The organism is Zongyangia acetica, assembly GCF_038739695.1.
GTDB classification, from domain to species: Bacteria; Bacillota; Clostridia; order Oscillospirales; family Ruminococcaceae; genus Zongyangia; species Zongyangia gallinarum.
The window spans coordinates 1-15,904 of the sequence record NZ_JBBEWN010000004.1 but is presented as its reverse complement, the minus strand read 5'-3'; the positions used below and the strand labels follow the sequence as shown (position 1 = coordinate 15,904).

Below are 15,904 nucleotides of genomic sequence, written 5' to 3'. Positions count from 1 at the left end.
AACTATCTGGATAATGAAAACAATATAAACACTCTGAGCTAGATTCCATAAGCAAACCCGTTTAGAATATGTCTGGCGGGAGCGAGTGGGAGTGATGACTCTCGGCTGAGATGTGCTTAAAAAGCCAGTATTTATGCGGGTTTGCGGGCATAGCCTGAATCGCCGATTCGTTTTTGCAACACTTTTGCAACACATCACGCACAAAAAAGTTTTGCAACAGATGAAATAGTTATAAGTGGCTTTGTGGTAAAACTGAGCAATGAGTAATGAAAGGACTCTGATGGAAAAATGTCAGAGTCCTTTTTTCGTCTGTCGTATAACGCTTTCGGACGCTTTTGCATACTTGTTAAGCAAATTGCAATCTTATATAGTAAGCTTAGGCAGGAGGTGCGACAGATGAAACGGAAAGACTACCATATCTATTTAGATGAGCAGGAATACTCTCAGGTCATACAGTCCCTTGTTACTCTCAAAAACAATCTCATAGCGCAAGGCAGATATACGGACGCAGTAGATGATGTCCTTATCAAGTTTACAAAAGCACGAAAGAAAAAGATTACCGTGCAATACATCTAAATAAATAAAACCGCAGTTATGCCGCTTGTTTCTTTACGGAGAAGCAGGCGGCTTTTTTGTCGTTTCAGGAGCGATTTTCAAGGTCAAAAAAATTTTTTCAAATTTTTTTGAGATTTAGGGTGTGCATTTGCCCTCTCCCAGTGGGAATAAGTGAAGGGACTAAATTTCGGATAAGGGATTTTCCCCTTCACAGTACCTTGAAAATTGAATAGACAGGCGCTAAGGACATTAGTTCTGATGAATAGCCCGCAGGTGGGTACGCCGTGACTTTTCCATTGTATATACGGAGAACGAGCGAGAATCCCCGACCTGAAATTCAGCTTGCTACTGAAACGGCAATGACAGTCAGAATGATAATGATACTTCTCTACGGAGCTGGCGGAGTACCCGGCAGAGGTGAGATTCCTATGATACGGTTTCGCAAACTGTAACCTTAGTGCTTCCCGTACAAAGCGAATCGCTTTCCGCAGGGGGCGTTGAGAACAAATACTGCGGTCTTTACATAGCCGTCTCTTATTGAGGCAGGCTGTGAAATCTATGAAAGGAGGTAAAGCCGGAGATGTCAAACTGCAAGACGATTGCGGTATGCAATCAAAAAGGCGGCGTGGGCAAGACCACGACTACGGTCAATTTAGGCATTGGACTTGCTATGCAAGGGAAAAAGGTACTTCTGATTGACGCTGATCCGCAGGGCGATTTAACGACCTGCCTCGGCTGGAGGGATACCGACAGCCTTTCCGTAACGCTGACAGAGAAGCTTCAGGCAATCATATCGGAGCAGGAGCAAAATCCCTTTGACGGTATCCTTCAACACAAAGAGAAAGTAGACCTTGTACCGTCCAATCTCAGCCTATCGTCATTGGAAATGACGCTTGTAACGGCGATGAGCCGAGAAAGCGTCCTGAAGAATTATCTGAGCCTTGTAAAAGACAAGTACGATTATGTCCTTATTGACTGTATGCCGAGCTTGGGTATGATTACCTTCAACGCTCTAACGGCGGCGGACAGCGTGATTATCCCCGTTCAGGCGCAGTATCTTCCCGCTAAGGGAATGACGCAGCTTTTGGGGACGATTGCGAAAGTGAGGAAACACACAAACGCCGATTTGAAAATCGACGGTATTCTTCTGACGCTTGTAGACGGAAGGACAAATCTTGCGAAAAGCACAGTGGAAGCGCTCAGGGAGAATTTCGGCAGCCATATCAGGATATATAGATCAATGATTCCGGCAGCCGTAAAAGCCGCAGAGGTATCTTCTAAAGGGACAAGTATCTACGCCTATGAGCCGAACAGTCCGGTGTCTAAGGCTTACGCCAGTTTCACAAAGGAGGTGTTAGCCGATGGCAGGCAGAAAGAGCGACTTTACGCTGCCCACGAACACGCTCGATGAGCTGTTTTCCTCTCAGGAGGAAAGGGATGAAGCGAAGCTGTCAAAAATCAGGGATATTCCGCTTGAGGAAATCGACGATTTTCCCGACCACCCGTTTCAGGTGCGGGAAGATGAGGATATGTTTCAGCTTGTGGAAAGTATCAAAGAGCGTGGCGTGATTACTCCCGCTACGGTAAGGCAGAAGGAGGACGGCAGATACGAGCTTATCTCAGGGCACAGGCGAAAAAGGGCTTGCGAGCTTGCCGGATTTGAAACGCTCAGATGTGAGGTGGTAGACCTTGACCGTGATGAAGCGACGATTTTAATGGTCGAAAGCAATTTCCAACGGTCGCAGATACTTCCCTCGGAGAAAGCCTACGCATATAAAATGCGGTTGGACGCTATGAAAAGACAAGGACAGAGAACAGATTTAACTTGTGCCCCACTGGGGGACAAGTTGGTGGGAACAAAATCAGTAATGCTTTTAGCTGATAAATCTGATGACAGTAAAACTCAAATTCAGCGATATATCCGCCTTACAAACCTTGTTCCTGAACTGCTTGAATTTGTGGACGAGGGCAGAATTAAAATGCGCCCCGCCGTTGAGCTATCCTATCTGAACGAGGATTGCCAGAGGGATTTGGTGGACGAAATCGACTTGAACGACTGTACCCCGTCCCACGATCAGGCAATTCGTATGCGGAAGTTTTTCGAGGAAGGCAAGCTGACAACAGAAGCGATTTCTGCGATTATGAGCGAGGAAAAGCCGAATCAGCGTGAGAAGATTGTTTTGCGTGGGGACAGGGTGCGAAGCCTGATCCCGAAAAATATCCCCATCAACCAAACGGAGGAGTATGTCTGCAAGGCGCTGGAGCATTACAACAGGTTTTTGCGTAACCGTGCCGAGCGTGACAGCAGGTAAGGCGGAGTGTGTTTTTCTTCTTCCCCTTCCTCACACTCCAACCCCTAAACTACCTGACTATCCGAAAGAATAAATCTATCTCTCCTGATTACAGCTATCTCACCTAACGCAATCTATCTCAGGGAAACGCACTATTCCAAAGCACAGGAGGTATGCCCTATGATGTAAGATTACCCCTTTGTTTCACACCTTTGCCTGAAATGCTGTTTCGCATTACAATGGCGGCAGAAAAGGAGTGAAGTGCAATGAAATCAAAAACGATCGCTTTTTTAACGGCTCTTTTGATGGTCGTGCTTGCAGGCTGCAACAATGCCCCGCCGAATGAAGATAAGCCGCAGCCGTTTTCTTTTTCGGAGAGTGTTCAAAGCGCCTCTGAATCCGAAGCGCCTGCGGGAAAGGAAAGCAAGGAGGTTGAAACAACGCCTGAAGCCGTGCAGGAAGTAAAGCCGGAAAAGCAGGAAGAAACGACGGAAACGGATACGGTCAGCACCGAACAGCCTCAGACTGCTTCTGAAGTTGGGCAGGCGGCACAGCCCGCCGAACAGCCCGATAAAGCGGATAAGACCGAACATTCCGTATCCACACCGCAGCCGGATATTCCAAAAGAAAGCGAAACGCCTGCGCCGCCTGAAGCGGAAGAAACGCCGAGCGAAACCGAAACCGACTTTGACATTGAATACTGGATTTCCTTTGCAAAAGGCTACGCTCAGAGCGTGGGACTTCTGTTAGACAGCGAGGCGGTTTACTGTTGGGATAATCCGATCCGTGCCGGAGCGCACTGCAAATATCTTGAAAGGGATATTCGCAGCCGCTTGGATCGGTACAAGGCTGACGAAGAAATCACAGCCGTATGGATTTGGGCGGAGGAAATCTCTGACGGAATCTACAACATCTATATCGGCTACGCTTAAATTTAATATTCCATTTTGAGGACGCACCGAAAAAAACGGTGCGTTTTTTCATTTCAAGGAGGATTTCAGATGAAAATTAAGAAACCAAAGCGCATTATGTCGCTGTTTCTTGCGGCGCTGATGTGCGTGACTTCCCTTGTGGGAATGGGTACGACTGCCTATGCCGCAGAGGAAACGGACGATGTGTACCTTATCTCGTTCCCCCGTGACGGGGACTCGAATTACAACGCCGAATGGGGACACGGAAGCCTTACCTTTATGAACGGCTGGAAAACAGGCACTTCCCGTTATACAACTGTCCGTGCGATGGGCTCATACGAGGGCAATATTTGCTACTGTATTGAAATCGGCGTCCCGCAGCAGACCGGAGACAGCTTTACCAAAAAGGGCGAGGATTTTTGGGACAACTACCCTTCGTCCTATAACAGCACCATTTCTCCTGACGATATTAAGCTGTTCATCGGTCGTATCTTCCAGTACGGCTACACGGGAACCATCTCAACCTCGTGGCGTTCTCAGAACGAGGGCGGCGATAAGCTGGCTCACGCAGTCGCTACACAGCTACTCATTTGGGAAACCGTCATCGGCGAGCGTGATGAAAACTTCAACAAGGTCAGCACAGGCGGCAGGGACGCTGTTTTGGATCAAATCAGTCGCAGCCACCCGCTTTATGACAAGATTATGAGCTACTACAACTCAATGGCGGCAAGTGTGCAGAAACACTCCAAGCTGCCGAGCTTCCTTACCAAAACGCCGGGGAGCGCACAGGAAATCGAGCTGGAATGGGATGGCTCTAAATACACCGTTACGCTGACGGACAGCAACAATGTCCTTTCAGGATATAAGTTTTCGTCCAATGATTCGGGCGTTCAGTTCTCCGTAAGCGGAAATAAGCTGACGATTACTGCCGAGAAAGCGCCGAGCGACGGGCTGACAATTACCGCCGAGAAAACGGCGCAGAGAAAGGGCGTTATCACTTGGACGGACGGTATCTATGGACCGAACGGCGGTGTGCAGGATACCGTAACCTATGCTCAGACGGTCAATGATCCGCTCAGGGGCTTCCTTAAGCTGAAGGTGTCCTACGGCTCGGCGAAGATTGTGAAAACCAGCGAGGACGGTAAGGTGGACGGTATCTCCTTCCGTATTCAGGGCAATGGCATTGATAAAACCGTTAAGACAGAAAACGGCGGTCAGATTCAGGTCGATAACCTAATGCCCGGAGTATATACCGTAACCGAGCAGGAATATGACAGATACGAGCCGCAGGAATCCCGCAGAGTAACCGTAGTTGCGGGGCAGGTTGCGACCGTCAATTTCAACAATACACTGAAGCGTGGCGATATTGAGGTCATTAAATCCTCGGAGGATAACTTCAATGAGGGCGTGACCTTCCATCTTTACGGCATATCGCTCTCCGGCATTGCCGTGGACGAGTATGCGGTTACGGATAAAAACGGCGTGGCAACCTTTGAAGATGTGCTGATCAGCGGCACTACGCCGTACACCATTGAGGAAGTGGATACCGCAATCCGTTATGTCGTTCCCGAAGATCAGAGCGCACCCGTCAAGTGGAACGAGGTCACTACCCGCAATTTCACGAATATCCTGAAGAAGTTTACCGTTACCGTGACCAAGAGCGACGCTGAGACGGGAACGGCTCAGGGAAACGCCTCGCTTGCAGGTGCAAAATATGGGATTTTCAAGGGCGAACAGCTCATTGACGAATACTATACCGATGAAAACGGTCAGTTTACCACAAATGAATATATCTGCGGTGCGGACTGGACAATCAAGGAACTGGAGCCGAGTGAAGGTTATTTGCTCGATCCGACCGTCCACAAGGTCGGCGCAGAGCCGGAGCTTTATACCATTGAGCATAACCAGACCGCAAATGATGTAACGGAACAGGTCATCAAGGGCAATATCGCCATTATCAAGCATACGGACGATGGCGAAACACAGATTGAAACACCCGAAGAAGGCGCAGTTTTTGAAGTGTATCTCAAGTCCGCAGGCTCTTTTGCGAACGCAAAGGAATCCGAGCGTGATACGCTGACCTGCGATGAGAACGGCTTTGCACAGACAAAGGATATGCCTTACGGCACATATACCGTCCATCAGGTATCCGGCTGGGAAGGCAGGGAGATGATGGACGATTTTGATGTGTTCATTGCAAAAGACGCTCAGACCTACCGCTACCTGATTAACAACAGAAATTTTGAAAGCTATATCCAAGTAGTCAAGATAGACGCAGAAACAGGCAAGACCATTCCCTATGCTGGCGCAGGATTCCAGATTTACGATCCGTCCGGCAATCTCATCACGATGGAGTTTACCTATCCTACCCCGACAACCGTTGACACTTTCTATACCGACGCTAACGGCTCGCTCGTAACGCCGGAAAAACTGCCATACGGTCAGGGCTACTCTATCGTTGAGGTACAGAGTCCTTATGGATATGTCCTTGATTCTACGCCCGTCTATTTTGATGTCACAGAAGATAATTCTTCTGAGGAAAGCGGGATAACAGTGATAAAAGTTGAAAAGACCAATGTGCCGCAGAAAGGCACGATCAGCATTGAAAAGACGGGCGAGGTATTCTTCGGCGTTTCGGTAAGTGGCGGAACAGATGAAAACGGGCAGGAGCTTCCTGTTATCTATCAGCCGGTTTATGAAACACAGGGACTGCCGGATACCGTTTATGAAATCCGTGCCGCCGAAGATGTGGTAACGCCTGACGGAACTCTCCGATACAGCAAGGGCGAGCTGGTCGATACGGTTACGACCGATGAAACCGGCTTTGCAAAAAGCAAGGAACTCTACCTTGGAAAATATGAGGTAAAAGAGGTCAAGGCAGGCTATGGAATGGTGCTGAGCAGTGAAGTCCATACCGTAGAACTCATTTACGCCGGACAGGATGTAGCCGTGACTGAAACGGCGACTTCCTTTGTCAATGAACGGCAGAAGGTTGAGGTCAGCCTTGAAAAAGCGCTGGAGACAAACGAGCTGTTCGGTATCGGCAATAACGGAGAAATCAAAAATATCAGCTTCGGCTTGTTCGCCGATGAGGAGCTTGTATCCGCAAGCGGCACTTCCATTCCGAAAGACGGACTGCTTGAAATCATCACGCTTGATGAAAACGGCAGAGCGACCGTAGGGACTGACCTGCCTTTGGGCAGCTATTATGTAAAAGAGCTGGCGACAGACGAGCATTATCAGCTCAGCGGCGAAAAATATCCCGTTGTATTTGAGTATGCGGGACAGGAAGCTGCAACGGTAGTGATTGCCGTAAATGACGGAGAGCCGATGGAAAACAAGCTGATCTACGGCTCTGTGTCCGGCAAAAAGGTTGACGAGAACGGCGAGGGACTCGGCGGTGCGCTCATTGGTCTGTTTAAGAGCGATGATGTGGAATTTACCGAAGAAAACGCCCTGATGACCGCCGTATCCGGCGACGATGGCAGTTTCGCTTTTGAGAATGTGCCTTACGGAAGCTGGTATATCCGTGAGATCAAGCAGCCGACCGGATTTGTCCTTGATGAAACGGTTTACGATGTGAACATCTCAGAGAATGAGCAGGTCGTTGAGATTGAAATCGTCAATAAGCTGGTGCGTGGCAATATCGCTCTTACGAAAGTGGACGCTGAATATACCGATACAAAGCTGACGGGCGCTGTGTTTGAGGTCTATAAGGACTCCAACGACAACGGCGAACTGGACAGCGAGGACGAACTGCTTGGCACACTGACCGAAAAGGAAATCGGGCAGTATGAAATGAACGATCTGCTTTACGGACGCTATTTTGTGAAAGAAAGCAAAGCGCCGGAGGGCTTCACTCTTGACGAAGGCGTGTACGAGGTATTTATCGACACGGACGGAAAGACCTATCAGGTGGAAAACACAGAGGGCAAAGGCTTTGCAAACGAGCCTATGCGTGGAAACCTGAAAATCGTAAAAACATCGTCTGATGGAAAGGTGGAAGGCTTCGCTTTCCGCATTACCGGAGCAAACGGCTTTGATGTAACTCTTGAAACAGACGAAAACGGCGAAATCTTCATTGAGGGACTGCGGATCGGCGAGTACAAAATTTCCGAAGTAAATAATTCCGCTTCCGCTATGTATATCCTGCCTGCCGACAAGGAGGCTGCGGTACAGACAGGCTCTACCACGGTCGTTGAAATGCACAATGAGCTGCGGGATACGCCGAAAACTGGAGATGACAGCAAGCTCGGTCTGTGGCTTGCCCTTGCGGGCGTGTCGGCGGCTGGTATAGCAGCCTGCGGTATCATTGGCTTTAAGAGAAAGAAGAAAAAGGAGGAGAACTGATGGAACTGAAAGCGATTATCGGAATTGCTCTGGTCGTCTTTATCGTAGGCGGCTTTATCTTTTTGCAAATCCGTAACAGAAAGAAAAAGTAAGAACTTCTGCGGGGGCGGGGCTTAAAAACTCCGCCCCTTTTTCTATTTTGGGAGGCTTATAATGAGAAACCTGAAAACGATTGAAAACCGAGTGCTTGCGGTGTTAAAGGAACACCCCGAAGCACGAAATGACGATATGAAGCTGTATCTGCTCGTCAGCAAGGCGTGTATCTATGATACCCACGGTATCAGCCATTTCAGTTTTGAAGATGTGATGAGCAATTACAAGGCTTACGGTATCCCCTGCTTTGAGAGTATCCGAAGGACAAGGCAGAAGATTCAGGCGAAATATCCTGAACTTGGCTGCTCCCCCGAAGTACGCAGGGCAAGGCACAAAATGCAGCGTGTCTATTCTGACTACGCTAAAAGCTAAGATGGGAGGTAAAAGAAAATGGCAGCGAAGAAAAGCGTAAACACCGCTTTGCAGCAGAAAGTAAAGGTGCTGGCGAAGCTCTATGATTCCGGCTGTAAAACCGAAAAGGATTTGAAGGCGCTGAGCCTGCAAAGCATTTTGAAAATCCCCGATATATCTGTTTCCGATATGACGGTTATCACAGAGCTTCAGGAGCAGATCGCAAAAAACAGGCTCTTTTCCTATTTGGGAGGCGCTGATGATGAGCAGAAGTCAGAGGAAAACACGATTTAGGCAAAGGAAAGGAGCAGACAGAAATGGCTTTTACAATGCGACCGCTTCATTCTGACGAGCAGAAATACACTTATAGGCAGAGTACGCAGATAGAGGGACAGACCGGAAGTATCGGTTATCTTCGTGGCGACTTCGGCGCAGGCGGCAAAGAGTTCTTTTCCTCTTGGTTTGATCACAGGCGGGATTTGAAAACGGACGAGTTCAAAAGCGAGCTGGACGAGGTTATCAACGCCCTGCGTTCCGAAGAATACGGGCTGTTAAAGAGCCGCACGGTTATGGCGCAGTATGCGGCGAAATATCCCGCCAGCGCCTTTCAGGGCAACTATGCGACCGAGTACGGTTTCCGTGCCGATACCGAAAAATACAGCTTCCTGATACGGTGCAATCCTGCCCGTGGGGATTACAATTTTTACTGCTACTGCTATGTGCGGGAGTGGCTCGACCGCCATATCGAAAAAGCGAGCCGTGGAATCCGCTTTATCACGCCGGATTACAAAGAAAAGTTCAAAATCCCCGACGGAGATAAAATCCGCATTACTCTGAGCGACGGAGAACAGCTTGACCGCACCTGTCGGTATATCAATGACAACTATTTGGAAGTTGGCAGCAATCTCTATCACATCTGCGAGTTTGCCGAGCGGATGGAGCAAAACGGCAATACCGTGATACCACTCCGTTCTTCTCTGCCGGAGCAGTGCTATGTGTTCGTGCAGACGGAAAACTGCGTCGGCATTGTCAAAAAGGGCGAAAGCGGATTTTATCGCACGGATATTCAAGGCGGCAAGCCCAGTGAAACAAACGCCCTTGTGAATGAGATGAATGAAAAGCTCGGCTTGTCAAAAGGTCAGGCGGAAGCGATGAAGGCAGGCTCAATGTTCGGTTGGGATACTCCTGCCGCCGATCCGAAAAGCTATGATAAAAACGGTATTCCCGTAAGACCGAAACAGAAAGACTATGAAAGATAGGAGGTGCATAACCGATGGCACGAAAGTACGACCTGATTTCCGAGCTGTACCGCCGTACCGCACACGCTGTTGTTTCCGATGTTCAGAACTGGCAAGCTTTTTTGCGCTGTGCCTGCCGGAACTATCGTCTGCGTTTTGACGAGCAGCTTCTCATCTACGCTCAAAGACCGGACGCAACGGCGGTATTGGAAATCGAGCGATGGAACGATAAATTCGGGCGTTGGGTAAACCGTGGCGCTAAAGGTATCGCCGTATTTGAGGACGCCGACCGAAATAGGCAGCGCTTAACCCATTATTTCGATATTTCCGATACGTACAGGAGCCGCTATTCCCGCCCCGTCCCGATTTGGGATATGAAGCCGGAATATACGGACGATGTGATCGAATCCCTTGAAAATACCTTCGGCGAGCTTGAAAACAGGGAAAGCCTTGCGGACGCAGTGCTGAGCGCCGCTAAAAACGCCGTGGAGGATAATATTCCCGACTATTTGGGCGATCTGATGTATGCCGCAGATGACAGCTTCCTCTACGGTCTTTCGGAGGATATGATTACCGCTATGTATAAGAAGGCGGTAACAAACAGCGTGGCGTATATGATGATGACAAGGCTTGGGATAGATACCGAGCCGTTTTTTGAAGCGGAGGATTTCTCTGTCATTACAAATTTCAATACGCCGGAAGCCTTAAACGCCCTCGGTATTGCGTCAAGCGATATTGCGGAGATGGGGCTTGGGGAAATCTCCCGTACCATTCTTGCCCTTGAAAGGCAAAATCGCATCATTGCGGGCAGAGAAAAACCGGAATACAATAAGGCTGAAAATAAAAGCGAAAGGAGCTTTGAAAATGAACGAGCTGACATACACAATGCAGGGCGATTACAATCTTCCCGACCTGACAATGCCGCAGCAACCGGAGGTAACTTTGGGCAGGTACGCTCAGATGAGGCGGAAATTTCTCAGGGAACATCACAAAATCCGGTACTACAATCTTCTGACGAGCTGCACCCTGACACAGCATTTGGCGGAAACCGAGCAGACAGCGATGAAGCTGGGAGAAATCCTGATGAAGCAGATGGCGGCGCAGGAGGGCTTGACCGAGAGCCTGAAAGCGGCGGATATGATGAAGTGGGTGCGGGAAATGAACAATCTGAGGAACAGAGTGCAGGAAATCGTGAAAGCGGAAGTAATCTTCGCTTAGACTATTATGACAGGAGACACGAAGATACCAGTCTACCGTTTTTCGGCGGGGACGATACCATCCGTGAAATCCTCGGCACAACGCCCCACCTGAAAGCCTCGAAAGAGGAAATTCGTGCTTTCTATGAAAGCAATCCCGATAACGCCGCCCGTACCGAATATATCAAGGGTATTTTCAATAACGACTATACCGAAGTGATTTTGAGCGACGGGCGGCGAGTCGGGTACAAAACTTGGCAGAATGTGCTTCAGCTTTGGGAAGGAAATTACGATAGCCGGACAGCACAGAGTTTTTACGATTGGGGCGTGATTGCACAGCACTTTGAAGCAATGCGGCTGCTCGGCGAATTGCAGGATACAAGAAAGCCGCTTCCGTCTATGGACGGGCAACTGAACTTTTTGGATATGCAGGCAGAGGGAAAAACCTCTGCTTTTTCTTTTTCTCAGGAGATGATCGACGCTGTTCTCACTCGTGGAAGCGGCGTATCGGAGGGAAAGTTTCGTATCTATGAACAGTTTGAAAAGAGCCTGTCTGCAAAGGAAAATGCCGATTTTCTGAAAAATGAATACGGTTGGGGCGGCGCTTATCCCGCTATTGTCGGCGCAGGCATTGACGAACAGCACGACGGAAAAGGCATTTTGATCTCAAAAGGTATCGGCAATGACAAGCCGCATATCCGGCTGAATTGGACTCAGGTTGAGAAGCGGATAAAGGAACTGATACGCCTTGACCGTTATCTCAATCCAAAGGAAAAAGAGATTTACCCGCAGTGGCTTGAAAAGCAGGAGGAACGCCGAGCAGAACTTGCCGAAGAACAGAGAAACCGTGAAATTCTATCCTCTGCTCCGCTTGAACAGGAATCGGTGCAGGCGGCTGAAAGCGAGCCGCAGCAGGAGGCGCAGTATGCCTATCATCTCGGCGATACGGTATATATCGGCGCTGACGAATACGAAATCCTTGCCTTTGATGATAAACAGGTAAGGCTTTTTGATACACAGTATCCTTTGTTCAATAAGGAAATGGACAGGGCGGAATTTGACCGCAGAGTGCGGGAAAATCCGCTGAACGACCATCTGAAGGTCAAGGAGTTGCCACCCGAAGAAAAGACAGACGAAGCGCCTGCCTTTGACATTGGTATGGGCTATCTTGGAAACGGTCTTACTGTCTGGAACAGAGCCGTTGAGGAAAACGGCGATTATCAGACGATTGCCCATATCAGCGATGAGGGCGAAATCCGCTACTATGTGGACGGTCTGCCCGATGATGTAGTGTCAAGGATTGAGCAGGCGGCGGCACGGGAACAGCAAAAAGCTCTGTTTGCAGCCTCATATCAGGTGGGAGACAGAGTGTATTTGGACGGAAAGCCTTTTGAAATCACACGGGTAGACGATTGGAATGTTGAGCTGATGGATCGCTCTGTGCAAAATCCGCAGCCCCGTTTGGAGCAAAAGGACAGCTTTATGCGCCTTGTTCAGCAGAACGAGCGCAGCAGCTTTACGGACGCTTATCGTGAGTACAGCGAAATCAAGAGTGCTAATCCCGGCAGACTTGTGCTGTATCAAATGGGCGATTTCTTTGAAGTCTACGGTGCGGACGCACAGACCGTAAGCGAAGCGCTGGAGCTGAATCTTGCTTCCCGTTCTATTGGCGGCAATCAGCGAACACAGATGTGCGGCTTTCCGGCAAACCGCTTGGAAACCTATGTCAATATGCTGCTTGATCGTGGTTTTGATGTGGCAGTCTGCTCTTTGGAAAACGGAGATCGCAGCACCCGAAACATCGTATCGACCAATAAGGAAGATCCGGTGCAGTCGCAGCCGGTCGGCAGAATCGACTATCTGCATACGGACGGGACGGTGCGGGAAAGCGTTGAATACACCAGCCCCTATCAGTTTGAAAAGGATATAAAGGAAGAAAATTACTACGGTATTCCTTTTACCGTCGTTTTCTATAAGGATAAAGACGGGAACATCATACCGCAGGATTTTATCAGCGAGCTTGATCCGCCGCCGCAGGGCATAGAAATCATTGATTCGCCCTATCTTGCAAAGGACAGGGCAGATGAAATGCTCAGGCAGGCGGAGCATATTGCGGCAGAAAATACGCTCCCGCCCGACGAGAGATTTTTCGTCATTGAAACCGATGAAGGCTATGCCATTTGGGACGATTTGACGGAAGCGATCTATATCGACGATGAAGGCGTCAGCGAGGAATTTAAGAGCGAGTGGCAGGCAAACGACTACTTTGAACAGGTCAAGAAATCTGTTTCAGAAAAGGAAGCTGCTGAATGGCTTTATGTGGAACGGGCAAAGCAGAACACATCCGCCGAACAGCCTGAGCAGAAAGAAGCCGAGCCATTCACGCCCGCTTTCAGCCAGCCGAAGCGCTCACGGGTACAGACCTTTGATCTGCACCCTGAAATCCCGTTGTCCGAACGGAATACCTTTGACCTTGCTTCCCACGAAGTACCGGAGGCAGGCAAAAAAGAACGCTTCCGCAGAAATATGGCAGCAATCAATGTGCTGAAGGAATGTGAGTTTGACAACCGCTTTGCAACGCCCGAAGAACAGGAAATCCTTTCGCAGTATGTCGGTTGGGGCGGTATTCCCGAAGCATTTGACGAGAACAATTCCTCGTGGGCAAATGAGTTTATTGAACTTTACACCGCCCTTTCTCCAGACGAATACGAAAGCGCAAGGGCAAGCACCCTGACCGCCTTCTATACCCCACCCGTTGTCATTTCCTCAATCTACAAGGCAATGGAGCAGATGGGCTTTCGGGAGGGCAATATCTTAGAGCCTTCCTGCGGAATCGGCAACTTTATCGGTATGCTGCCCCAGTCTATGCAGGACAGCAAAATCTACGGCGTTGAGATTGATAAGATTTCAGCGGGTATCGCACAGCAGCTTTATCAGAAAACCTCAATAGCGGCGCAGCCGTTTGAGGAAGCAAATATCCCCGACAGCTTCTTTGACGCTGTGATCGGGAATGTGCCTTTCGGCGATATTCGAGTGAATGACAGGAGGTATAACAAGCATAATTTTTTAATCCACGACTACTTTTTTGCGAAGTCCTTAGACAAGCTTAGACCGGGCGGCGTGATGGCGCTCATTACGAGCAAAGGCACGATGGATAAGGAAAATCCAGCCGTGCGGAAGTATATCGCACAGCGAGCAGACCTGCTCGGCGCTATTCGATTGCCGAACAACACCTTTAAGGGAAACGCCGGAACGGAGGTCGTTTCGGATATTCTGATCCTGCAAAAACGGGATAGGCTCATTGACCTTGAGCCTGAATGGGTACACCTGAACACCGATGAAAACGGCGTGAAGATGAACACCTACTTTGTCGATCATCCTGAAATGGTACTTGGCGAATGGAAAACCGTGTCCGGCAGATTCGGCGAAGAAGATACCGTTGTCCTTTATGAAAATGCCGACCTTGCCGAGCTTTTGGACGAAGCCATTTCCAATATCCACGCAGAGATCACGGATTACGAAGTGGACGAGGAACTGACCGAAGAAGATAACTCCATTCCCGCCGATCCCGAAGTCCGCAACTTTTCCTATACGGTCGTGGACGATAAAATCTATTACCGTGAAAATTCCCGAATGACGCCGGTGGAGTGTTCAGCTACGGCGGAAAACCGCATTAAGGGTATGATTGCCATACGGGACAGTGTTCGCAGCCTGATTGAAATGCAGACTGCCGATTATCCCGATTATGAAATCGAAAAGGAACAGCAGAAGCTCAATACGCTTTATGATAACTTCTCCAAGAAGTACGGGCTGATCAATTCCCGTGCGAATGTGTCCGCTTTTTCACAGGACAGCTCCTTTGCCCTGCTCTCCGCACTGGAGGTGTTGGATGAAAACGGGGAGCTGGAGCGCAAGGCGGATATGTTCACGAAGCGGACGATCAAACCGCACACCCCCGTTACCTCGGTGGATACCGCCAGCGAAGCGCTTGCCGTATCTATGGGCGAAAAAGCCTGTGTGGATATGGAATATATGTGTTCTCTCACGGGCAAGACAGAGCAGGAAATCTATGAGGAATTAAAAGGCGTCATCTTCTTAAACCCGATGTACGGTTACGGAAACAGCACCGAGCGAAAGTACCTGATGGCGGACGAATATCTTTCCGGCAATGTGCGGGAAAAGCTCGCTTGGGCGAAAAAATCCGCCGAAGTCTACCCCGAAGATTACAACATCAATGCTGAAGCTCTGGAAAAGGTACAGCCGAAAGACCTGACTGCCAGCGAGATTTTCGTACAGCTCGGCACGACTTGGTTGCCCGAAGAAATTGCACAGCAGTTTATGTATGAATTTTTGGATACGCCTGTTTATGCGAGATGGAACATCAATGTCCATTACTCAAAGCTGACGGGCGAATGGAATGTGGAGGGAAAATCCTATGACCGTGGAAACCTGAAAGCCTACAACACCTACGGCACAAAGCGTGTCAACGCCTACAAAATTATTGAAGATACGCTCAATATGAAAGATGTGCGTGTTTTCGACTATATCGAAGATGATGAGGGCAAAAAGAAAGCTGTCCTCAATAAAAAGGAAACTGCTATCGCCCAGTCGAAGCAGGAGCTTATCAAGCAGGGCTTTCAGGATTGGGTGTGGCGTGATCCCGCAAGACGGGAAAAGTTGGTACGGCTGTATAACGACAAGTTCAACAGTATCCGTCCCCGTGAGTATGACGGAAGCCATATCACTTTCAGTGGTATGAATCCCGAAATTGAGCTTCGGGAACATCAGAAAAATGCGGTCGCCCATATCCTTTACGGCGGCAACACCCTCTTGGCACACGCCGTGGGCGCAGGCAAGACCTTTGAAATGACTGCCGCCGCTATGGAATCCAAGCGGCTCGGACTGTGCAATAAATCCCT

Annotated in this window: 10 protein-coding genes; all 10 read left to right on the top strand. The window is 49.2% G+C overall.

The features are described from left to right. Positions 1–396 precede the first annotated feature (396 nt). On the top strand, positions 397–576 hold the full coding sequence (locus WGC32_RS04630) for a hypothetical protein (protein WP_342680844.1): 180 nt from the start codon (positions 397–399) through the stop codon (positions 574–576). Positions 577–1,135: 559 nt separating this feature from the next. Then, positions 1,136–1,966 carry a ParA family protein gene (locus WGC32_RS04625; RefSeq protein ID WP_342680843.1) on the top strand — a complete coding sequence of 277 codons (831 nt, stop codon included), beginning with the start codon at positions 1,136–1,138 and terminating at the stop codon, positions 1,964–1,966. Next, entirely contained in the window at positions 1,917–2,867 is a 951-nt protein-coding gene (locus WGC32_RS04620; protein ID WP_342680842.1) for a ParB/RepB/Spo0J family partition protein, read from the top strand. Before WGC32_RS04625 ends, WGC32_RS04620 begins: the two co-directional genes overlap by 50 nt. Positions 2,868–3,112: 245 nt before the next feature. Then, positions 3,113–3,778 (top strand): hypothetical protein, encoded by a 666-nt coding sequence (locus tag WGC32_RS04615; protein WP_342680841.1) that lies wholly within the window; start codon positions 3,113–3,115, stop codon positions 3,776–3,778. Between the two features lie 69 nt (positions 3,779–3,847). Next, the gene (locus WGC32_RS04610; protein ID WP_342680840.1) at positions 3,848–8,107 is read left to right on the top strand and encodes a SpaA isopeptide-forming pilin-related protein; all 4,260 of its coding nucleotides are present in this window, start codon (positions 3,848–3,850) and stop codon (positions 8,105–8,107) included. 153 nt (positions 8,108–8,260) lie between these two features. Beyond that, positions 8,261–8,572: a hypothetical protein gene (locus WGC32_RS04605; protein ID WP_055282132.1), complete on the top strand. Its 312-nt coding sequence runs from the start codon at positions 8,261–8,263 to the stop codon at positions 8,570–8,572. An 18-nt stretch (positions 8,573–8,590) separates the two neighbouring features. Further along, a complete protein-coding gene (locus tag WGC32_RS04600; RefSeq protein ID WP_342680839.1) occupies positions 8,591–8,845 on the top strand; it encodes a hypothetical protein in 255 nt (84 codons plus the stop codon). A 23-nt stretch (positions 8,846–8,868) separates the two neighbouring features. Next, the gene (locus WGC32_RS04595) at positions 8,869–9,810 is read left to right on the top strand and encodes a hypothetical protein (protein ID WP_342680838.1); all 942 of its coding nucleotides are present in this window, start codon (positions 8,869–8,871) and stop codon (positions 9,808–9,810) included. Positions 9,811–10,653: 843 nt separating this feature from the next. Next, entirely contained in the window at positions 10,654–11,007 is a 354-nt protein-coding gene (locus tag WGC32_RS04590) for a TnpV protein (protein ID WP_342680837.1), read from the top strand. A gap of 329 nt (positions 11,008–11,336) precedes the next feature. Then, on the top strand, positions 11,337–15,904 hold a 4,568-nt coding region (locus WGC32_RS04585; protein WP_462933620.1), incomplete at its 3' end, for a MutS N-terminal domain-containing protein.

Excerpts from the sequence above, each read along its gene's own strand:
- WGC32_RS04615 (WP_342680841.1), top strand. The coding sequence starts at position 3,113 with ATGAAATCAAAAACGATCGCTTTTTTAACGGCTCTTTTGATGGTCGTG.
- WGC32_RS04600 (WP_342680839.1), top strand. The coding sequence starts at position 8,591 with ATGGCAGCGAAGAAAAGCGTAAACACCGCTTTGCAGCAGAAAGTAAAG.
- WGC32_RS04595 (WP_342680838.1), top strand. The coding sequence starts at position 8,869 with ATGGCTTTTACAATGCGACCGCTTCATTCTGACGAGCAGAAATACACT.
- WGC32_RS04630 (WP_342680844.1), top strand. The coding sequence starts at position 397 with ATGAAACGGAAAGACTACCATATCTATTTAGATGAGCAGGAATACTCT.
- WGC32_RS04590 (WP_342680837.1), top strand. The coding sequence starts at position 10,654 with ATGAACGAGCTGACATACACAATGCAGGGCGATTACAATCTTCCCGAC.
- WGC32_RS04625 (WP_342680843.1), top strand. The coding sequence starts at position 1,136 with ATGTCAAACTGCAAGACGATTGCGGTATGCAATCAAAAAGGCGGCGTG.
- WGC32_RS04610 (WP_342680840.1), top strand. The coding sequence starts at position 3,848 with ATGAAAATTAAGAAACCAAAGCGCATTATGTCGCTGTTTCTTGCGGCG.
- WGC32_RS04620 (WP_342680842.1), top strand. The coding sequence starts at position 1,917 with ATGGCAGGCAGAAAGAGCGACTTTACGCTGCCCACGAACACGCTCGAT.
- WGC32_RS04605 (WP_055282132.1), top strand. The coding sequence starts at position 8,261 with ATGAGAAACCTGAAAACGATTGAAAACCGAGTGCTTGCGGTGTTAAAG.